The organism is Aneurinibacillus soli (genome assembly GCF_002355375.1).
GTDB classification, from domain to species: Bacteria; Bacillota; Bacilli; order Aneurinibacillales; family Aneurinibacillaceae; genus Aneurinibacillus; species Aneurinibacillus soli.
Genome location: NZ_AP017312.1, coordinates 2,980,751 through 2,995,781, shown reverse-complemented (window position 1 = coordinate 2,995,781; position 15,031 = coordinate 2,980,751). Strand labels below are relative to the sequence as shown.

The window sequence follows — 15,031 nt, the reverse complement described above, 5'->3', positions numbered from 1 at the left end:
AAATATAGAGAGAAAAGAAAAGTACTGCTTTTTTCTTTTCTCTCATGAAATTACGGCCTAACTGTGAGATGTAGACAGATGTAGACAGGTGTCTTGTCCTTCCGTAAAACCTATTTTATGTGTGAATATTTGTCTGCGCATAATGGCATTGATCAAATGATCGATTTCTTCGCTTGCGGCCAATACTTTCTCGTCTCTTAAGTTTTTTCCCGCATGCAAATAGGTAGTATGCATTACACCTTGCTTCTCTTTAATTAACTGAATCAATCTTTTCTCCTCCATTGGCCACTCCTCCTTAACCAGTACATGATTCATTTTAATATGCTAAAGTCTGCCAGAAAAGCCCTATTTAGTCGACAAATTGTAACATAGATTTGTCGGCATATTTCACATTTTTATTCATAGTCTTACGTTATAGAAGGAAAGAGCGGACAGGCCGGTAAAAGGGGGGAGTCGGATGCTTCGTTATGGCGGACTTTGCAGTAGTGTAATTGCGATTCTGGTCATTTGTAAGGTATGGTTGTTTCCTTATATGCTCCATTGTATGCTCGCCATTGGGGATTTAGGAGCACTGTTGTATGAGATGGGGATTCTCGTGCTAGGCTCAACTGCGCTTATTATGTATGTGTTGCTCGGCCATATCGGGAAATACCGCTTTCGTCTGGGAAGAAAGCGTCAGCTTGCATGCGTACTTATGCTTCAATTCCCGTTTTTTTTGCATGGTTGGCTAAAGATGATGAGTGTAAGTCCGCATATGGTTACGCCGCTGTATGAATTTGCGGAAGGATGGTGTTCGCTTATTGCTGAGCCGATCCGCCTTCTGTTTTTTGTGTATCCATGGACGGATGTGATTGCGGTTACGCTTAGTCTGTTACTTGTGTGGATTGGGCGCGGACTGCGTACAGAACTGGATGATTTTTTCTTTTTTTGGGAGAATCGTAAGTAAAAAAATGGCGTTTTACTTTTCTAGTATTTACGCTTACCATAAATATAAAGCAGGCGAATCGTGCGCCTGCATTTTTTTCGCAAAAAATGTCGTAAATTCTTGCAACCTTTTTGTATCCTTCATTCGTCTACGTATAAGGAAAGATGAACGCTTGTTTTTTACAGTGGATCTTGTCGGAAAAGGTCAGGAACTAGCAAGGGGGAAACTAAACGTTGCGTACTGACTCTCAATTAATTCGTGAAATTAAAGATGGCCGGGTTGATTACTATGCGGAATTAATCCAGCGTTATGAACGTCGTATTCTTGCATTTATACTACATATGCTAAAAAGCTATCATATGGAAAATCTAGCAGAAGATTTAACACAAGAAACGTTTTATAAGGCGTTTCGCAGCCTGCATTCATTTCGGGATGCGGAAGCTACATTTTCTACTTGGTTGTACACCATTGCGCGCAACACCGTAGTAAGCGAATTGCGGAAGAGTCGCAACTCGGAAGTGTATCTCGAAGATAGTAATGAACAGCCGGACCGAGTGGCAGATATGCGTCTACCTGAAGCAGAGTTATTGCGGACAGAGAGAGTTCATCTTGTGCGGGAAGCGATCAACCGTCTGCCGGAGAAGCAGCGGACGGCGCTTATTCTGCGTGAATATGAACAGCTTGATTATAAAGAAATTGCGGATATTCTCGATTCAACGGTTAGCTCTGTTAAATCTCTCTTATTCCGGGCGCGTACTAGCATCAAGCAGCAGCTTGAGCCATACATATTCGACTCGCAGCTGGAAGAGGCGGAAGGGATGCAATAATCTTGAGAGAGTGTGACATGATTATACCCCTTCTCCCCGATTATGCAGAAGGGGTCCTACCGGAAGAGATGGAGGCTCGGATTGCCAGGCATCTGGAACAGTGTCCGGCATGCCGCTTTGAACTTGAATTTTACATAGAGGAAACATCATCGTTCCTTCATTCTCCGGCACTTCCTGCCGAGTATCAAGGAATCTCGGTTTCAGATCAGGTAATGGCACGCATACTCGAAGAAAATAAATGGGCCGCTCCCACTCCGAAGCAGGATGTCGGCTTATCTACCCTGCGGCGTCGTATCGTTCTGGGGCTAGCGGCTGTTCTGCTCGTTTTGTTTACGATTCCGGTACTGATCAGTGAGCGTGCGTCTGCACCCGCTCCGTCTTCATCACCGGAAATGGCAGCCACAGACCGCATTGCGTCTATTGATCAGTTTGTGCTTCCTGAAGGTTCCAGGCAGCCGCAAAAGTCAGAGGGGTCCAGCATGACATATGGTATTATTGCCAGTGCCGGGAACCCGATCCTGTATCAAGATGTATCTAAAGAAAGTGGTACGTTAGTAAACTATGGTTTGCTCAGTGCTATTTTTGGTATACTGGTTATTGTGGTAGGCATGGGCTGGCTTTCCCGATTGAAAGACAAACGAAAGTGACCAACCGTTCGGAATGGAACGGTTTTTTCTTTTAAACAGAATAGAGGAAGCAGGAGGCGTGAATATGAATACGGACGGATATACAAAAGTAGAGCGAGCCATGATGCTGTTAGAAGCAGGCGATATTGAGAATGGGTTAGCCGATCTTGCATGCGTGCGCCGTGAATATAAAGAGGATGCAGAGCTGATGGTTGAGTTAATCGGTGTGTATCATGAACTCGGGCACGGAGAAGAAGCACTGTCCATCGTAGAAGAGTTTGATCGGAAAAACGAAGGCATTGATTTGGAAACACGAGTCAGTATGGAGCTGTATCGCGTGTCGCTGTATATGGACATCGACCGATTAGAAGAAGCGGCGTCTATTTTGATTGATATGAAGGAAGAGCGTCCGGATGATGCGCGTGTGTTTGCCCTACTTGGCGAGTTGTATTTGATGGAAGGGCTTGAAGAGGTGGCGATTCGTTATCTGGAGCGCGCCGAAGAACTTGACCCGGATAATGAGGAGATTAGTTATTTACTCGGGCGCCTGTACGCGGAACAGGGCGCAGGAGACCGGGCACTTGCGAAGTGGCAGCAGCTCGAAAATTTTGAAGAGGATGAGCAGATCGGACTTGAAATCGCACGCCTGGCTGCACAGAGTGGAGAATTCGAGAAAGCGGCTTCGTTGTTTGAGCAAGCGGCAGAACAGAACGAAAAGGCCGAAGCGCTGTATGGAGCAGGTGTCATGCGCAGTCAGCTTGGACAGTGGCAGTCAGCTGTCCGACACCTTGCCCGGCTAATTGACCTGGATGCGGAGTATATGGCCGCGTATCCGCTGCTTGCAGATGCTCTCTGGCAGCTTGGCATGCAGGAGCAGGCGCTGGCTGTGTATGAACAGGCACTTGGATTACATATTGAAGAAGAAAAACTATTAGACGGCTACTTGCCGCTGCTTGCGGAAGTAGAACAGTGGCGCAAGATTGATACGCTGGCGAGCCGACTGCGCGAGATCGATGAAGACAATCCGGCTTACTGGTACTGGAAAGGCCGTGCCGCAGAAGGCGTCAGTGATATCGAAGAAGCGCTTGCTTGCTACGAGGAAGCAATGGCAGAAGGCGAAAGTGTATATGATGTGCGCGCACGATATGAGCAGTTGTCTGCCGGTCGGGTATAAAATAAAAAAGGAGCGATCTTAGCGTGTCAGCTGAGAGCGCTCCTTTTTGCATTTGAGGAGGCTTGGAGGGGATGGATCTGTCCAATGTGCAGTGGAGGAGCGGAGAAGGGAGGCATCTGTCACTTCGGTACGCTTGGCAAGGGGAGTGAATCTGGTCGCTCCAGGACTCCGGTGCTCCGGTGCACTCGCCCATAAAAGGACGATGAAGATATTTCGCAGAAGGGTTATGGGCAAAAGCCCGTGCACCAGATCCCTTCCGCTGGGCAACGCGCGTACAGGCGTTCCGTGATGCCTCCCTTCTCCGCTCCTGCCGAAAGTTGGGCAAGTCCATCAATCAAGTACACTTTTAGTACGGCTTTGCCGTACATTCTGGACTTTGTCTTTTTTGAATCGAAACGTTGTTGGGAGGAGAGAAGAGAGAAGCAAGAGAGCGTCTGTACGCTTGTCCCCTAGCGGAAGGAGACTGGCGAACGGGCCTTTGCCCGCAATCCGTCCATGAAAAACATCGTGGGTACCTTTTGCGGGCGAGTTCGCCGGGCTTCTGGAGCGGACAGTTTAGACTTCCCCGCCAAGCGTACCCGAGCGAACGGCTTCTCTCTTCTCGACTCCCCCACTAAAGTTGCGCGATTCCACCAAAAACACAAGTACATTTTTAGCACAGCCCCCGTATATCCCATCCTTTTTTCGGTTAATACTGGGGAAAAGAGGTGACATACGCATGAATCTGTCCGAAACGCTTGGATATGCAGACATTGCGCAGTTGCATCAACTGGCGCGTGTCTATGAACTCGAGTGCAACCGGAATTCCAAACATGAACTCATTCAAAGCTTGTACAGCCGCTTTACATCTCGGTTGTTTCTGAATGAATTGTATATGGCTCTCACTTGGGCGGAAAAACGATTTCTTCTCATGCTGGTGTATGAAAAAAAGACACAGTATACGCAAGAAGGACTCATGAGCAAAGCCAGGCGTGCATGCGGCGAGGACGGTGGGTATGACAGACTGATTGACCGGGCGCTTGCCGCTGGCTGGTTGTTTCGGATGCGGAATGTGAACGGGATCGTTACGTATGCGATGCCGGATGATCTTCGTGTGTGCTGGCGTGAGATTTTTGTTAAAGAAGTACAGAATGCTGCATATGGTTATTATACGACACCTGATGAGTATCGCGATGATACATTCGCGCTTGCATCAGATGTGCGTACACTTCTTACTTATATACAAAGTGAGAGCATTCCACTTTCGAAGGAGGGGGCGATGTACCGCAAGCATCAGTTGAAGCTGATGGAGCTGTTTGTGGTATCTGAACCGCTTCTTGTAGGGAAGGAATGGCGCTTCGGATATGGCCGGATGTTTCGTGCATATCCGGACCGGTTGGCACTTTTGTACGACTATGTGCATTATGAGCGATGGGTACAGGAGAGGGACATTGGGCTGTATTTGACAGAAGAAGGGATACAGCGTGTCGCACAGCAGGAATGGGAGAGAGGCGAGATAGCGGAACGTCTTGTACATTTCTGGATCTTGTCTTACAAAAAAGCGATTCCTGCAATGGAAAGTCTCTGGATGCTGATTGCCCGTGTTTGTGTGGGAAGCTGGTTAGAGGAGGAGAAACTGGTGCAGGCTCTTTCGAACTGGACACATGGGTTTTATTACGATACACAAGAGGTGGTAATTCGGCGCAGAATGCTTTCGATGATGGCTTATCTGGGGCTGCTTCGTACAGGAACCCTGCAATCGGGAAGCCGCGTTTATTCTATAACCGAGTGGGGCAGGATCATACTAAATAAAAACACAAAATTGTAAAACACTGCGGACACAATAGCCGGACGAGAATATGATAAAGAAAGACAGTGATTCGTTTCTTTGCGAAGAGCGAATCGCCTGAAGTGAATAATTCAGAAAATTTAAACTATTTAAGAATGCAAGATGATGGCACCAGATTTTCAGATGAAGCAGAGTAAACAGCAGCGTGCAATCTTGAAATGGAGGGAACGTAATGGAAAAGCAAAAACCGAGCATCCTTAATCCTTCAATGCTGAGCTTACTAGCTGAAATGGTTCTTGATGAGGCGATTTACAAGTACCGCACAGAGAGTTTATATAAACGGATTGACGAAGCTCTTGAAAACAAAGATGAAGCGAACTTTAATCGGCTGACCACTGAATTAAAACAAATTCAGGCATCACGACCAGACCTTTAAGGGCTGTCTGGGAAGTTAGTAGTAGCTGCCGAATTCCGTGATTGAGTATTCGAAAGCAGTCAAGTATGATAAAGAGGAGCTATCTCAAAGTCGATCATGACAATCGAGCAAGCTCCTTTTTTCGTGGATTTCACTACATTTCGCAAAGGATGAAGAGGATGTTTCTTTGGAATTGGTTTGTCCACCAACTGCGCGCGCCGTGGTTTTTGTGGACGATGATTGTCATTAACGGGCTTGGTTCCGTATACGGGTTCATCTGGTACGGGGATCAGCTGGCAGACACGCATCCGGCATGGCTGCGCATATTTGTGCCGGACAGCCCGACAGCGAGCACGCTCTTTACGCTCGTACTTCTTACATATACGCTTGGGCGCAGTATCCCGGCGCTGGAGGCGTTTGCTTCCGTTACGAGTTTTAAATACGGTGTGTGGGCAGTGGGGGTCATCATCGCAGGGGCCGCTTGCGGCGATACGTTGAGCTGGCAGCACTACATGCTGATGATTTCACACGGTGGGATGGCTGTGGAGTCCTTGTTGTACGCTCGCTTCTATACCATTCGTCTGCGACATATCGGGTATGTTGCCATCTGGACGCTGCTTAATGATCTGCTTGATTATACGCTTGATATTCATCCATGGCTGGCCGAGCAGCTGGAACCGTACGATCATATAGTTGGCTTTGCGACTGTCGGATTGAGTTTCGTGAGTCTCGCACTTATTTATAGCCTGGTTCGCTTTTACCGAGCTCGTACATAATTACGCGCATATCCTTGTCCCTATTCTCATACATATGAGGATAAGAGGGGGAGGACGAGACGTGAAAAAAGTAATTGTACTCTTTGTCGTAATCGCCTGCCTGGGAGCGGCGTTGTATATGGGGATTGGCAGGCGGGTAGCGGAATCTCCGCCTCCGGTTATCGGACAAACACAATCAGTCTATCAGAAGATGGATGGATTGTCAGAGGACGTGTATCGGCTTGCAAAAGAAGGCAAGTATAGTGAAGCTAAGAAACAACTTGCTGAGCTTGGTATGCTTGTGGCGCAAGCGAAGCCTCCTAAAGGATTGTCACTTGAAGCGGTCAATGCGTTAACTGATACGGTCATAAAGGCGAAGCGTGCATTCGCATCCGTTGAGGCAGAGCCGAATCGCTTGATCTGGCACGCGCTGCAGGTACGCTTGACGATTGACAGTCTGACGCACGAATCAGAGCCGCTCTGGAAAAATTATTATAATTCGTATCAGGAGCATATCAATAAAATGATGCTGCTTGTGGCGAGCCGCAAGCAAAATGAGTTCGCCCGCGCCTTTACGCAAAATTTGCAATTGTACCAGACATTGAAGCCAGCGATGAGCATTCATACATCGGCGCAAAATATGGAGGCACTGTATTCCGTTTACAGCTTTCTTATACAGGAGACGCGGAAGCAGGATTACAATTGGGATGGGATTACGAATGCGCTGGAAGAGCTGAACCGGCAGACGCAGATCATTTTCCTTGGCAAGGAGCAATCTACATTTGGGCTTGGGATTCCACCGCAGTCACCGATTTTGATTATTGCCCTCTTTGCCTCGTGCATTGTCAGCGGGTTAGGGTATTTCGCCTGGAAGAAGTACCGGGCGGAGAATGAGGGGCGAAAGCGGGAGCGGGATGGCTAAAAAATGAACAAGGGCGGTTTCATAGTCAATACGACAATGAAACTGCTTTTTTATTGGGATTATTTAATTTACTTGCCGCTCCCTTTTAGATAAAGCTGCGCATAACGCTTGCCCCATTTCTTTCTCCGAGCATTCCATTAAACCTTTTGTGTTAGCAGAATAAGGTATATAATATCAGGAAAATGTAGGGGAAGAAAAGTGAAAATCAGTATCTCGATTCTTTAGGAGGATTATTAGTGAAAATTGCTTTTATTCTTTTTGAACAAGTTACATCTCTAGACTTTGTAGGCTTTTATGATGGCATTACCCGATTAAAAACAATGGGGTTTATCGAAGATTTGAGTTGGGATTTGTGTGCTTTTAGTGAGCAAGTAAATGATGATCGTGGGATTACATACAATGTACATAACGTACGTCCAGATTTATCAGCATATGATTTGATATTTATCCCTGGTGGGATGGGGACCAGAACACTAATTCATGTACCTGAGTTTATTGATTGGATAAAGACGGCGAAAGAAGTACCATATAAAGTTTCTGTATGTACCGGTTCTCTCCTTTTAGGAGCTGCTGGATTCTTAGAAGGAAAAAAGGCAACGACTCATCCAAGTGCTTCGGCTCTTCTTAGTTTATATACCGAGCAGATAAAAAACGAGCGAATTGTAAGGGATGGAAACATCATTACCGGGGGAGGCGTAGCCACATCGGTTGATCTTGGGCTGTATATCTGCGAACTTTTTGCCGGAAAAGAAGCCGTAATGAGAATCCAAAAGCAAATGGATTATCCTTATTATAGCGTTGGTGTAGTTACACCATAATTTAATACCGTTCAATAATAACGCTTATATCGGAGATTTTATTATTCTTCAATAGTGTCTCATACGCTGTATAGCGTAGTGTGAAGCATAGCAAACCAAAGCGATACAGTTAAATAGGAATAGTATGGCCACCTGCCAAATGCGGTAGGTGGCCTTTATTTTTGTCTAAAAAGGTAAGCTAATTTCTTGCGTTCATGTCACAAACTGACTAGGCATGTCGTTATATGTGCAAATCAGCTAAAAGGAGTGGATTTGTGTCAATTACTCACGACTGAAGTCGCAAGCTTGTAACTGCCCGGAAGTGCAAACGCCGTGAGACTCCTTCCTTAGCGTGGCGGTACGATAGGCGAGTTGACACTGCCCGACTATACAGGTCCTGCCTATATAGTCACCGTCATCAGTACTTCACTTTCCACGATGGACGGATTTCTGTTATTCGTTCAATGTTTTACGGTAGTAACGACTTCCTGCTACCAACCTCATACATTGAGTTGTCCAAGAACAAAGAGTGCCTTTAGTAGCAAAGCTACCCAACGGTTTTCTCTTGTTCTCATTATACTACGAACAAAGGAGGAAGGACAGGGTATGGTAGGGATGTACAAAAACTTGATGAGGTCGATCGCCCCCACCGTTTTTGTAGCGTCCATTCCTCTCATGACTGAAGTCGCGAGTGTCCTGTCCGCAAAACATGAAAGAACGAACATGCATCATTATTGGTGGCGGATACGCTGGGATTAATGCAATTAACGCCATTAGAAAAACTACACACGGGATCCCACTGCGGATTATTCTGATTGATAAACAGCCTTATCATCTGAGAAAAGTGCTGTTATTTAAACCGGCTACCGAAGACGCAACGATTACAATTCCTTGGTCAGGGATATTTTCAGAGGGGGTTTCCTTCCTTCAAGGTACGGTAACGACGATTAGAAGCCAGGAAAAACGACTGCAATATGAAGACGTTGAAGGGATTTCACACCATATAAACTATGATATTCTGGTTGTTGCAGTTGGCAGCGTGATCCGGCAGCCGTCCCCTGAGCAGGGTGGAATGGCTCTCACAGACTTGAATGCTGCGGCTAGCATCCGACAGCGCTGGCAGGAGAATTTGCTTGCGGCAACTAATGAAACAGATACGATTGAACGTCAACGATTGCTGACTGTTGCGGTTGCGGGCGCAGGTATTAGCGGCATTGAGACGTCCGCTGAATTGGGTTACGCTATGCGCCAGGAAGCCGTAGCTCTACAACTTGATCCGGCAGACATTCGAATTTTCCTTGTTAATGCGCAGGATAGGCTTTTTCCAGAAGGCCCCGCTAAGGTAGGACGAAAACTAGAACGTGCTCTTACGCGTAATGGAGTCACAGTTCTTCATCGGTGCAAAGCCGTGCAAGAGAAGGACGGTCGGCTGTTGCTGGCTGATGGCAAGCCAATTCCTGTCGGCTTATGTATCTGGACGCTCGGTCTGCTGCCTAATCCTGCACTTCGCAGCTTCGGATTGCCACTCACACCCGATGGTCAGATTGCTGTAGATGCCAGTTATCGTGTCAAAGAGGTACAAGGCGTTTACAGTATTGGGGACTGTGCCCACATTACAGATCCGGTAAGTGGTCGGACGGACAGGATGACGTGTAAGGAAGCAATTCCGCAAGCAAATCGACTAGCAAAAGTGATCGCGGCAGATTTGAGCAATCGCCCGGCTCCTTCTCATCAGGCGTATATGGATCTCTTCTGCATCGGTTTGGGCCCGGAACAGGGGCTGGTATGGGCTCGTCAATGGGGACTAGACTTTGTACTCACGGGAAAACTTGGCTTAAAAATTAGAAAGTTCACCTGGGATTCTGCAAGTTTAGTACAGTAGAAGGGAGAGTTGTTAGGAGGGGGGAAATGGGGATGACAGAACTTTACCAGAAATATAAGGCGCTGCTGTTTACGCTTGCCTATCAATTGACTGGTTCGGTTACGGACGCGGAGGACGTGGTTCAAGATGTATTTATGAAAGTTTACAAGTTGCATCTCGACCATCTGGAGGAACCGAAAGCGTATTTGTGCAAAATGGTCACGAATCGCTGTTTCGATCTACTTAAATCGGCACGAAGATGGAGGGAACAGTATGTGGGTCCATGGCTCCCTGAGCCGATAGCAACCCCGGATGGAGATGGATTCGAATCTGTCGTCCGCAGCGATTTGTTGTCGTATGCCATGCTTGTGCTGCTTGAGCGGTTGTCTCCGGCCGAGCGAACGATATTTGTCTTGCGAGAAGCGCTTTGCTTTGATTACCCAATCATTGCTGAATTTGTTGACAAAAGTGAGGTGAACTGCCGCAAGCTGATGAGCCGTGCTCGGGGGAAAATGGGGATTTCCGAAGAAGAGCCGATTAGAGCCGAGGCGGCGGGAGAAGAATGGGTACAGCGGTTCATTGCGGCACTTACGCAAAATAACATTAATTCCGTACTGTCTTTGCTTGCTGAGGACGTCGTACTTGTATCGGACGGCGGTGGGAAAGCATCGGCTGCAGTTCATCCGATCGAAACGTCTGAGCGTGTGGCTCACTTCCTCTTTGGTCTGATTCAAAAGGTCTCTTATTACGAAGAAGGCGTTCAAATCGAGCGGACACAGCTGAATGGCCAGACCGGGTTAGTCATTCGAGCAGCGGGTGTGATCCAGACCGTAGTGCTTATCCATGTAGAGAATGATGCAATTGTGAGCCTTTATTTTGTACGGAACCCGGATAAATTGCAGCGTATGTAGAGTTGCCGATAGCTTTTTGGTGATATCGACAACGTGTAGTGGTGAGGGAGTGGGAGAAGGGAGGAGCCGTTCGTTTCAGTACGCTTGCAGGGAAGTGATGACTGTCCGCTCCGGGAGCCCGGCGAACTCGCCCGCAAAAGAGGACCCACGATGTATCTTCATGGAAGGGTTGCGGGCAAAGGCCCGTTCGCCGTTCTCCCTCCGCTGAGTAGGCGCGTACAGGCACTCTCTTGCTCTTCCCTTCTCCCACTCCCCGCACAACGTTTCGATTTACAAAAAAACACGCCACCCCAAAACGGCCTTGCTTTCTTAATTTTTTACCTGCATAGCAAAGCTTAGCATCTTGATATTGCTTGATGGTGTTTAACCAAAGCGTGCTAGGAGCGGGATCGGGCGGGGCAACGGAACGCCTGTACGCGATCCCTAGCGGAAGGGGCCGGGTGAACGGGCTTTTGCCCACAATGCTTCGATGCGAATACATCGTGGGCCCTCTTTTGTGGGCGAGTTCACCTGGCACCTGGAGCGGACAGTCCCAGCTTCTTCGTAAGCGTACCAAAGTGACGAGGCCCCGCCCGATCCCGCTCCTCCACTACACTTTGAAGAAACGACCATCCATCAACGTGCAAGCGGCTGCTTCTTCTCATCAAGCGTAAAGCCTTCTCCGAACACTTCATGCACATCGTTAACAGTAATAAAAGCATGAGGATCGGTTTCATGCACGAGATTCTTAAACCGAACGAGCTCATTGCGGCTGACTACGCAGTATAGCACTTCCTTATCAAGCCCCGTATAACCACCGCGCCCTTTGAGAATGGTAGCGCCGCGTCCCATTTCCTGCATGATTTTTTGCGAGATATCCACAGTATGATCTGAAATAATCATAATCGCTTTGGCCGCATACGCACCTTCCTGAACAAAATCTACGACGCGTGCTGATAGGAAAAGTGCGACAAGTGTATACATCGCCAGATCCAGATTCAGGTAATACAGCGATAACGAAATGACGCCAATGTCAAAAATAAACATCGTCCGCCCGATACTCCAGCCAAGATATTTATGAAACAGTCGTGCGACAATGTCGACGCCACCTGTCGTGCCACCGAATCGAAACACGATGCCTAAGCCGATACCAACTGTTACGCCTGCATACAGGGCGGCCAGAAGTTTATCACCTTCAATCGGATGGCGGAAGGGGGCGAAGGCGGTCAAAAATACAGAGACGGCGACGGTTCCAATAATGGTGTAAATCGCTGTCTGACGCCCGAGAAGTTTCCAGCCGATGAACAGAAGTGGGATGTTCAGAATCAAGTTCATCACCCCGGGGTCCCAGTTCAGCACGTATTTGAGAAGTAGACAAATCCCGGTTATGCCGCCTTCGGACAGCCGGTTTGCGATATTAAAGTAATTAATGCCAAAACCCATGATAGCAGAGCCGATCAGGATCGCTGCAATATTGCGAATATGGTAGTTCATGCATGTCCTCCCAGAATGTGTTCCATACGGCTTTTATTATAGCCATAAATTTGTCAATCTTCCACCTGTGCGGTAACATAGAAACTAAGAACAAATACGGAAGGAGGTACAAGTATGGCGCAGGAGAAACAGTCGATGACAATGCAGGAGATGCAGGCGGCGGTTGATCGCTATATCGGGCAATTTAAAGAGGGATATTTCTCCCCCCTTGCTCTGATGGCACGTTTGACAGAAGAAGCAGGTGAGCTGGCGCGCGAAGTGAATCATTACTACGGAGAGAAGCCGAAGCGCAAGGATGAGGCGGAGAATACGATTGATATGGAGCTTGCGGATTGCCTGTTTATCTTGATCTGTTTTGCCAACTCGCTGGGCATTGATCTGGAAGAAGCCTTTCATGCGATGATGCATAAGTTCAATACACGAGATAAAGACCGGTGGACAAAAATCGACACCGTTGAAAACTAGCATACATATATTGACCGATAGTAATGATGCCCTCCCAGGAAGCCTGCTATACACGCAGGCTCGCTTCACAACTGCGCGAAGCAAGGGATTTACGATACTGCTGTCGAAAAGAAATAACGTGAGAGAAAAAGAGAAAGAGGGATTTGGAACATGGCAAAAATTAAAGTCGCAGTAGCAGGACCGCGTGGCCGCATGGGGTCAGAAGCGGTAAAAATGATCATAAAAGATACCGAGCATCTGGAGTTCGTATGCGGAATTGACCCGAAATACGCAGGGGGAGATGTTGGGGTTACCATCGGAATCGGAGAAATTGGGGCTCCCTTCGTCTCTGATCTTCGCGAAGCGCTTGCGATACATAAACCAGACGTGCTGGTCGACCTGACAACTCCGCATGTTGTAAAACAGAACATGCGGGTAGCGATTGAAATGGGCGTTCGTCCGGTAGTGGGTACAACCGGATTTACACCGGAGGATATTGAAGAACTGGACAAACTGTGCCATGCGAATAATGTGGGCGCCATTATCGCCCCGAACTTTGCGATTGGTGCGGTGCTGATGATGCGGTTCGCCCAGGAAGCAGCAAAATACATGCCGCATGTCGAAATCATTGAACAGCATCATGACCAGAAGCTGGATGCGCCGTCCGGAACAGCGGTCAAAACAGCGGAAATGATCCAGGCTGTGCGTGAGGAGCTGCGTCAGGGTCATCCGGATGAGAAGGAAACGATTGACGGTGCGCGTGGCGGCTACTATGGAGGCTTCCGCATCCATAGCGTACGTCTGCCGGGTTTGGTGGCACATCAAGAAGTGATCTTCGGTGCGGTCGGCCAGACGCTGACGATTCGCCACGATTCGATCAACCGCGAATCGTTTATGCCAGGCATTAACCTGTCTGTTAAGAAAGTTATGGAATATACCGGGCTCGTCTATGGGCTTGAAAACATTATGTTTTAGGAGAACCATACGTGATGAATATTGCGCTCATTGCTCATGATAACAAGAAAAATGAGATGGTGAATTTTGCGATTGCTTATCAGAATGTACTAGCAGAACATACCGTATACGCAACGGGAACGACTGGCTCACGCATCGCGGCCGCAACCGGACTTACCATCCATCGTGTTTTATCCGGCCCGCTCGGAGGAGACCAGCAGATCGGGGCGCTGATTGCACAGAATGAGATGGATCTGGTCATTTTTCTGCGCGATCCGCTGACTGCACAGCCGCATGAGCCGGATGTTACGGCACTGCTGCGTCTGTGCGATGTGCACAGCATTCCGCTTGCGACAAATATCGCGACGGGCGAGATGCTTATTCATGCGCTCGAACGAGGTAATTTTGCGTGGCGTGATATTGTGCACAAGTATAAAGGAGATGCACCAGCATGAACAATCAGCACCAGGAACCGCTTCATGCCCTCGCGTTTGGCGCGCATCCCGATGATGTGGAGATCGGCGCAGGAGGACTTCTACATAAGTGGGCGAAAGAAGGCAAAAAAGTTGGCATTTGCGATCTGACGTATGCCGAATTGTCATCGAACGGAACACCAGAGCGCAGGCAGCAAGAAGCAGCAGAAGCAGCCCGCACGCTCGGGCTGCATGTTCGCTTAACGCTTGGACTGCCGGATCGGGGGCTTGCTCTCGTACCAGAGCAAATCCGGGCGATAGCGCATGTGATCCGGCTGTACCGGCCGCGTGTTGTGCTCTCTCCGTATTGGGAGGATCGTCATCCAGACCACGGTATGTGCAGCATGCTGGTGCGGGAAGCGATTTTTAACGCACGCATCCGCAAATACGCAACAGATGCATCGGTATCTTTGCCGACTCATAAAGTGGAGCACGATCTGGCCTACTTTATTAACGGCCAGACAGAACCACAGTTTTTGCTTGATATTAGTGAAGAGATGGAAGCGAAGATGTCCGCGCTTGGCGCGTACCGTTCGCAGTTCGAGATGGCAGAAGATTCAGTGGCGACCCCGCTGACAGAAGGCTATCTGGAGCGGGTACGGGCGCGTGAGTATGGATTCGGACAGAGTGTAGGTGTGGCATACGCAGAAGGATACGTAAGCCGCACCCCTCTGTTGCTTCCGGGCTTTTTGTAAACGAGGAAGGA

General features: G+C 48.3%; 18 protein-coding genes. 15 read left to right on the top strand and 3 right to left on the bottom strand.

Translation table 11 applies throughout. From position 1 onward, the window contains the following. Positions 1-57 precede the first annotated feature (57 nt). The gene (locus tag CB4_RS15080; protein ID WP_157738001.1) at positions 58-282 is read right to left on the bottom strand and encodes an aspartyl-phosphate phosphatase Spo0E family protein; all 225 of its coding nucleotides are present in this window, start codon (positions 280-282) and stop codon (positions 58-60) included. Between the two features lie 175 nt (positions 283-457). Between CB4_RS15080 and CB4_RS15075 the strand changes: the two genes are divergently transcribed. The 11 genes from CB4_RS15075 (at position 458) to CB4_RS15020 (ending at position 10,981) form a co-directional block, all read left to right on the top strand. Continuing rightward, positions 458-946, top strand: coding sequence for a hypothetical protein (locus CB4_RS15075; protein WP_096466577.1), 489 nt, complete (start codon positions 458-460; stop codon positions 944-946). Between the two features lie 212 nt (positions 947-1,158). Further along, positions 1,159-1,752 carry an RNA polymerase sigma factor gene (locus CB4_RS15065; protein WP_096466575.1) on the top strand — a complete coding sequence of 198 codons (594 nt, stop codon included), beginning with the start codon at positions 1,159-1,161 and terminating at the stop codon, positions 1,750-1,752. A 17-nt stretch (positions 1,753-1,769) separates the two neighbouring features. Beyond that, on the top strand, positions 1,770-2,399 hold the full coding sequence (locus tag CB4_RS15060; RefSeq protein ID WP_096466574.1) for a zf-HC2 domain-containing protein: 630 nt from the start codon (positions 1,770-1,772) through the stop codon (positions 2,397-2,399). A gap of 64 nt (positions 2,400-2,463) precedes the next feature. Beyond that, positions 2,464-3,552: a tetratricopeptide repeat protein gene (locus CB4_RS15055; protein WP_172890892.1), complete on the top strand. Its 1,089-nt coding sequence runs from the start codon at positions 2,464-2,466 to the stop codon at positions 3,550-3,552. 718 nt (positions 3,553-4,270) lie between these two features. After that, entirely contained in the window at positions 4,271-5,359 is a 1,089-nt protein-coding gene (locus CB4_RS15050) for a hypothetical protein (protein WP_096466572.1), read from the top strand. Between the two features lie 193 nt (positions 5,360-5,552). Continuing rightward, complete coding sequence (locus CB4_RS15045; protein ID WP_096466571.1) at positions 5,553-5,756, top strand: IDEAL domain-containing protein; 204 nt, start codon at positions 5,553-5,555, stop codon at positions 5,754-5,756. A gap of 158 nt (positions 5,757-5,914) precedes the next feature. Beyond that, positions 5,915-6,511, top strand: coding sequence for a DUF1405 domain-containing protein (locus CB4_RS15040; protein ID WP_096466570.1), 597 nt, complete (start codon positions 5,915-5,917; stop codon positions 6,509-6,511). Between the two features lie 61 nt (positions 6,512-6,572). Further along, entirely contained in the window at positions 6,573-7,412 is an 840-nt protein-coding gene (locus CB4_RS15035) for a sporulation protein YpjB (protein ID WP_157738000.1), read from the top strand. A gap of 236 nt (positions 7,413-7,648) precedes the next feature. Further along, positions 7,649-8,230, top strand: a complete 582-nt coding sequence (locus tag CB4_RS15030) for a DJ-1/PfpI family protein (protein WP_096466568.1) — start codon at positions 7,649-7,651, stop codon at positions 8,228-8,230. A gap of 688 nt (positions 8,231-8,918) precedes the next feature. Continuing rightward, positions 8,919-10,091: an NAD(P)/FAD-dependent oxidoreductase gene (locus CB4_RS15025; RefSeq protein WP_096467771.1), complete on the top strand. Its 1,173-nt coding sequence runs from the start codon at positions 8,919-8,921 to the stop codon at positions 10,089-10,091. Between the two features lie 32 nt (positions 10,092-10,123). Further along, positions 10,124-10,981 (top strand): RNA polymerase sigma-70 factor, encoded by an 858-nt coding sequence (locus CB4_RS15020; RefSeq protein WP_096467770.1) that lies wholly within the window; start codon positions 10,124-10,126, stop codon positions 10,979-10,981. 506 nt (positions 10,982-11,487) lie between these two features. Here CB4_RS15020 and CB4_RS21110 read toward each other — a convergent pair. Together CB4_RS21110 and CB4_RS15010 are read right to left on the bottom strand one after the other, a co-directional pair. Continuing rightward, positions 11,488-11,625 (bottom strand): hypothetical protein, encoded by a 138-nt coding sequence (locus CB4_RS21110; protein ID WP_157737999.1) that lies wholly within the window; start codon positions 11,623-11,625, stop codon positions 11,488-11,490. Beyond that, entirely contained in the window at positions 11,597-12,454 is an 858-nt protein-coding gene (locus CB4_RS15010) for a YitT family protein (protein ID WP_096466566.1), read from the bottom strand. The genes CB4_RS21110 and CB4_RS15010 overlap by 29 nt, the downstream gene beginning before the upstream one ends. Positions 12,455-12,568: 114 nt before the next feature. On the opposite strand from CB4_RS15010, the gene CB4_RS15005 reads away from it, so the two are divergent. The 4 genes from CB4_RS15005 to bshB1 all read left to right on the top strand — a co-directional run bounded on the left by CB4_RS15005 (position 12,569) and on the right by bshB1 (position 15,020). Further along, positions 12,569-12,919 carry a nucleotide pyrophosphohydrolase gene (locus CB4_RS15005; RefSeq protein ID WP_096466565.1) on the top strand — a complete coding sequence of 117 codons (351 nt, stop codon included), beginning with the start codon at positions 12,569-12,571 and terminating at the stop codon, positions 12,917-12,919. A gap of 150 nt (positions 12,920-13,069) precedes the next feature. Further along, positions 13,070-13,873: a 4-hydroxy-tetrahydrodipicolinate reductase gene (dapB, locus tag CB4_RS15000; RefSeq protein ID WP_096466564.1), complete on the top strand. Its 804-nt coding sequence runs from the start codon at positions 13,070-13,072 to the stop codon at positions 13,871-13,873. 14 nt (positions 13,874-13,887) lie between these two features. Further along, entirely contained in the window at positions 13,888-14,307 is a 420-nt protein-coding gene (locus tag CB4_RS14995) for a methylglyoxal synthase (RefSeq protein WP_096466563.1), read from the top strand. Then, positions 14,304-15,020: a bacillithiol biosynthesis deacetylase BshB1 gene (gene bshB1 / locus CB4_RS14990; protein WP_096466562.1), complete on the top strand. Its 717-nt coding sequence runs from the start codon at positions 14,304-14,306 to the stop codon at positions 15,018-15,020. Before CB4_RS14995 ends, bshB1 begins: the two co-directional genes overlap by 4 nt. Positions 15,021-15,031 lie beyond the last annotated feature (11 nt).

Excerpts from the sequence above, each read along its gene's own strand:
- CB4_RS15080 (WP_157738001.1), bottom strand. The coding sequence starts at position 282 with ATGGAGGAGAAAAGATTGATTCAGTTAATTAAAGAGAAGCAAGGTGTA.
- CB4_RS15075 (WP_096466577.1), top strand. The coding sequence starts at position 458 with ATGCTTCGTTATGGCGGACTTTGCAGTAGTGTAATTGCGATTCTGGTC.
- CB4_RS15060 (WP_096466574.1), top strand. The coding sequence starts at position 1,770 with ATGATTATACCCCTTCTCCCCGATTATGCAGAAGGGGTCCTACCGGAA.
- CB4_RS15055 (WP_172890892.1), top strand. The coding sequence starts at position 2,464 with ATGAATACGGACGGATATACAAAAGTAGAGCGAGCCATGATGCTGTTA.
- CB4_RS15050 (WP_096466572.1), top strand. The coding sequence starts at position 4,271 with ATGAATCTGTCCGAAACGCTTGGATATGCAGACATTGCGCAGTTGCAT.
- CB4_RS15045 (WP_096466571.1), top strand. The coding sequence starts at position 5,553 with ATGGAAAAGCAAAAACCGAGCATCCTTAATCCTTCAATGCTGAGCTTA.
- CB4_RS15040 (WP_096466570.1), top strand. The coding sequence starts at position 5,915 with ATGTTTCTTTGGAATTGGTTTGTCCACCAACTGCGCGCGCCGTGGTTT.
- CB4_RS15025 (WP_096467771.1), top strand. The coding sequence starts at position 8,919 with ATGAAAGAACGAACATGCATCATTATTGGTGGCGGATACGCTGGGATT.
- CB4_RS15020 (WP_096467770.1), top strand. The coding sequence starts at position 10,124 with ATGACAGAACTTTACCAGAAATATAAGGCGCTGCTGTTTACGCTTGCC.
- CB4_RS21110 (WP_157737999.1), bottom strand. The coding sequence starts at position 11,625 with ATGAGAAGAAGCAGCCGCTTGCACGTTGATGGATGGTCGTTTCTTCAA.
- CB4_RS15010 (WP_096466566.1), bottom strand. The coding sequence starts at position 12,454 with ATGAACTACCATATTCGCAATATTGCAGCGATCCTGATCGGCTCTGCT.
- CB4_RS15005 (WP_096466565.1), top strand. The coding sequence starts at position 12,569 with ATGGCGCAGGAGAAACAGTCGATGACAATGCAGGAGATGCAGGCGGCG.
- dapB (WP_096466564.1), top strand. The coding sequence starts at position 13,070 with ATGGCAAAAATTAAAGTCGCAGTAGCAGGACCGCGTGGCCGCATGGGG.
- CB4_RS14995 (WP_096466563.1), top strand. The coding sequence starts at position 13,888 with ATGAATATTGCGCTCATTGCTCATGATAACAAGAAAAATGAGATGGTG.
- bshB1 (WP_096466562.1), top strand. The coding sequence starts at position 14,304 with ATGAACAATCAGCACCAGGAACCGCTTCATGCCCTCGCGTTTGGCGCG.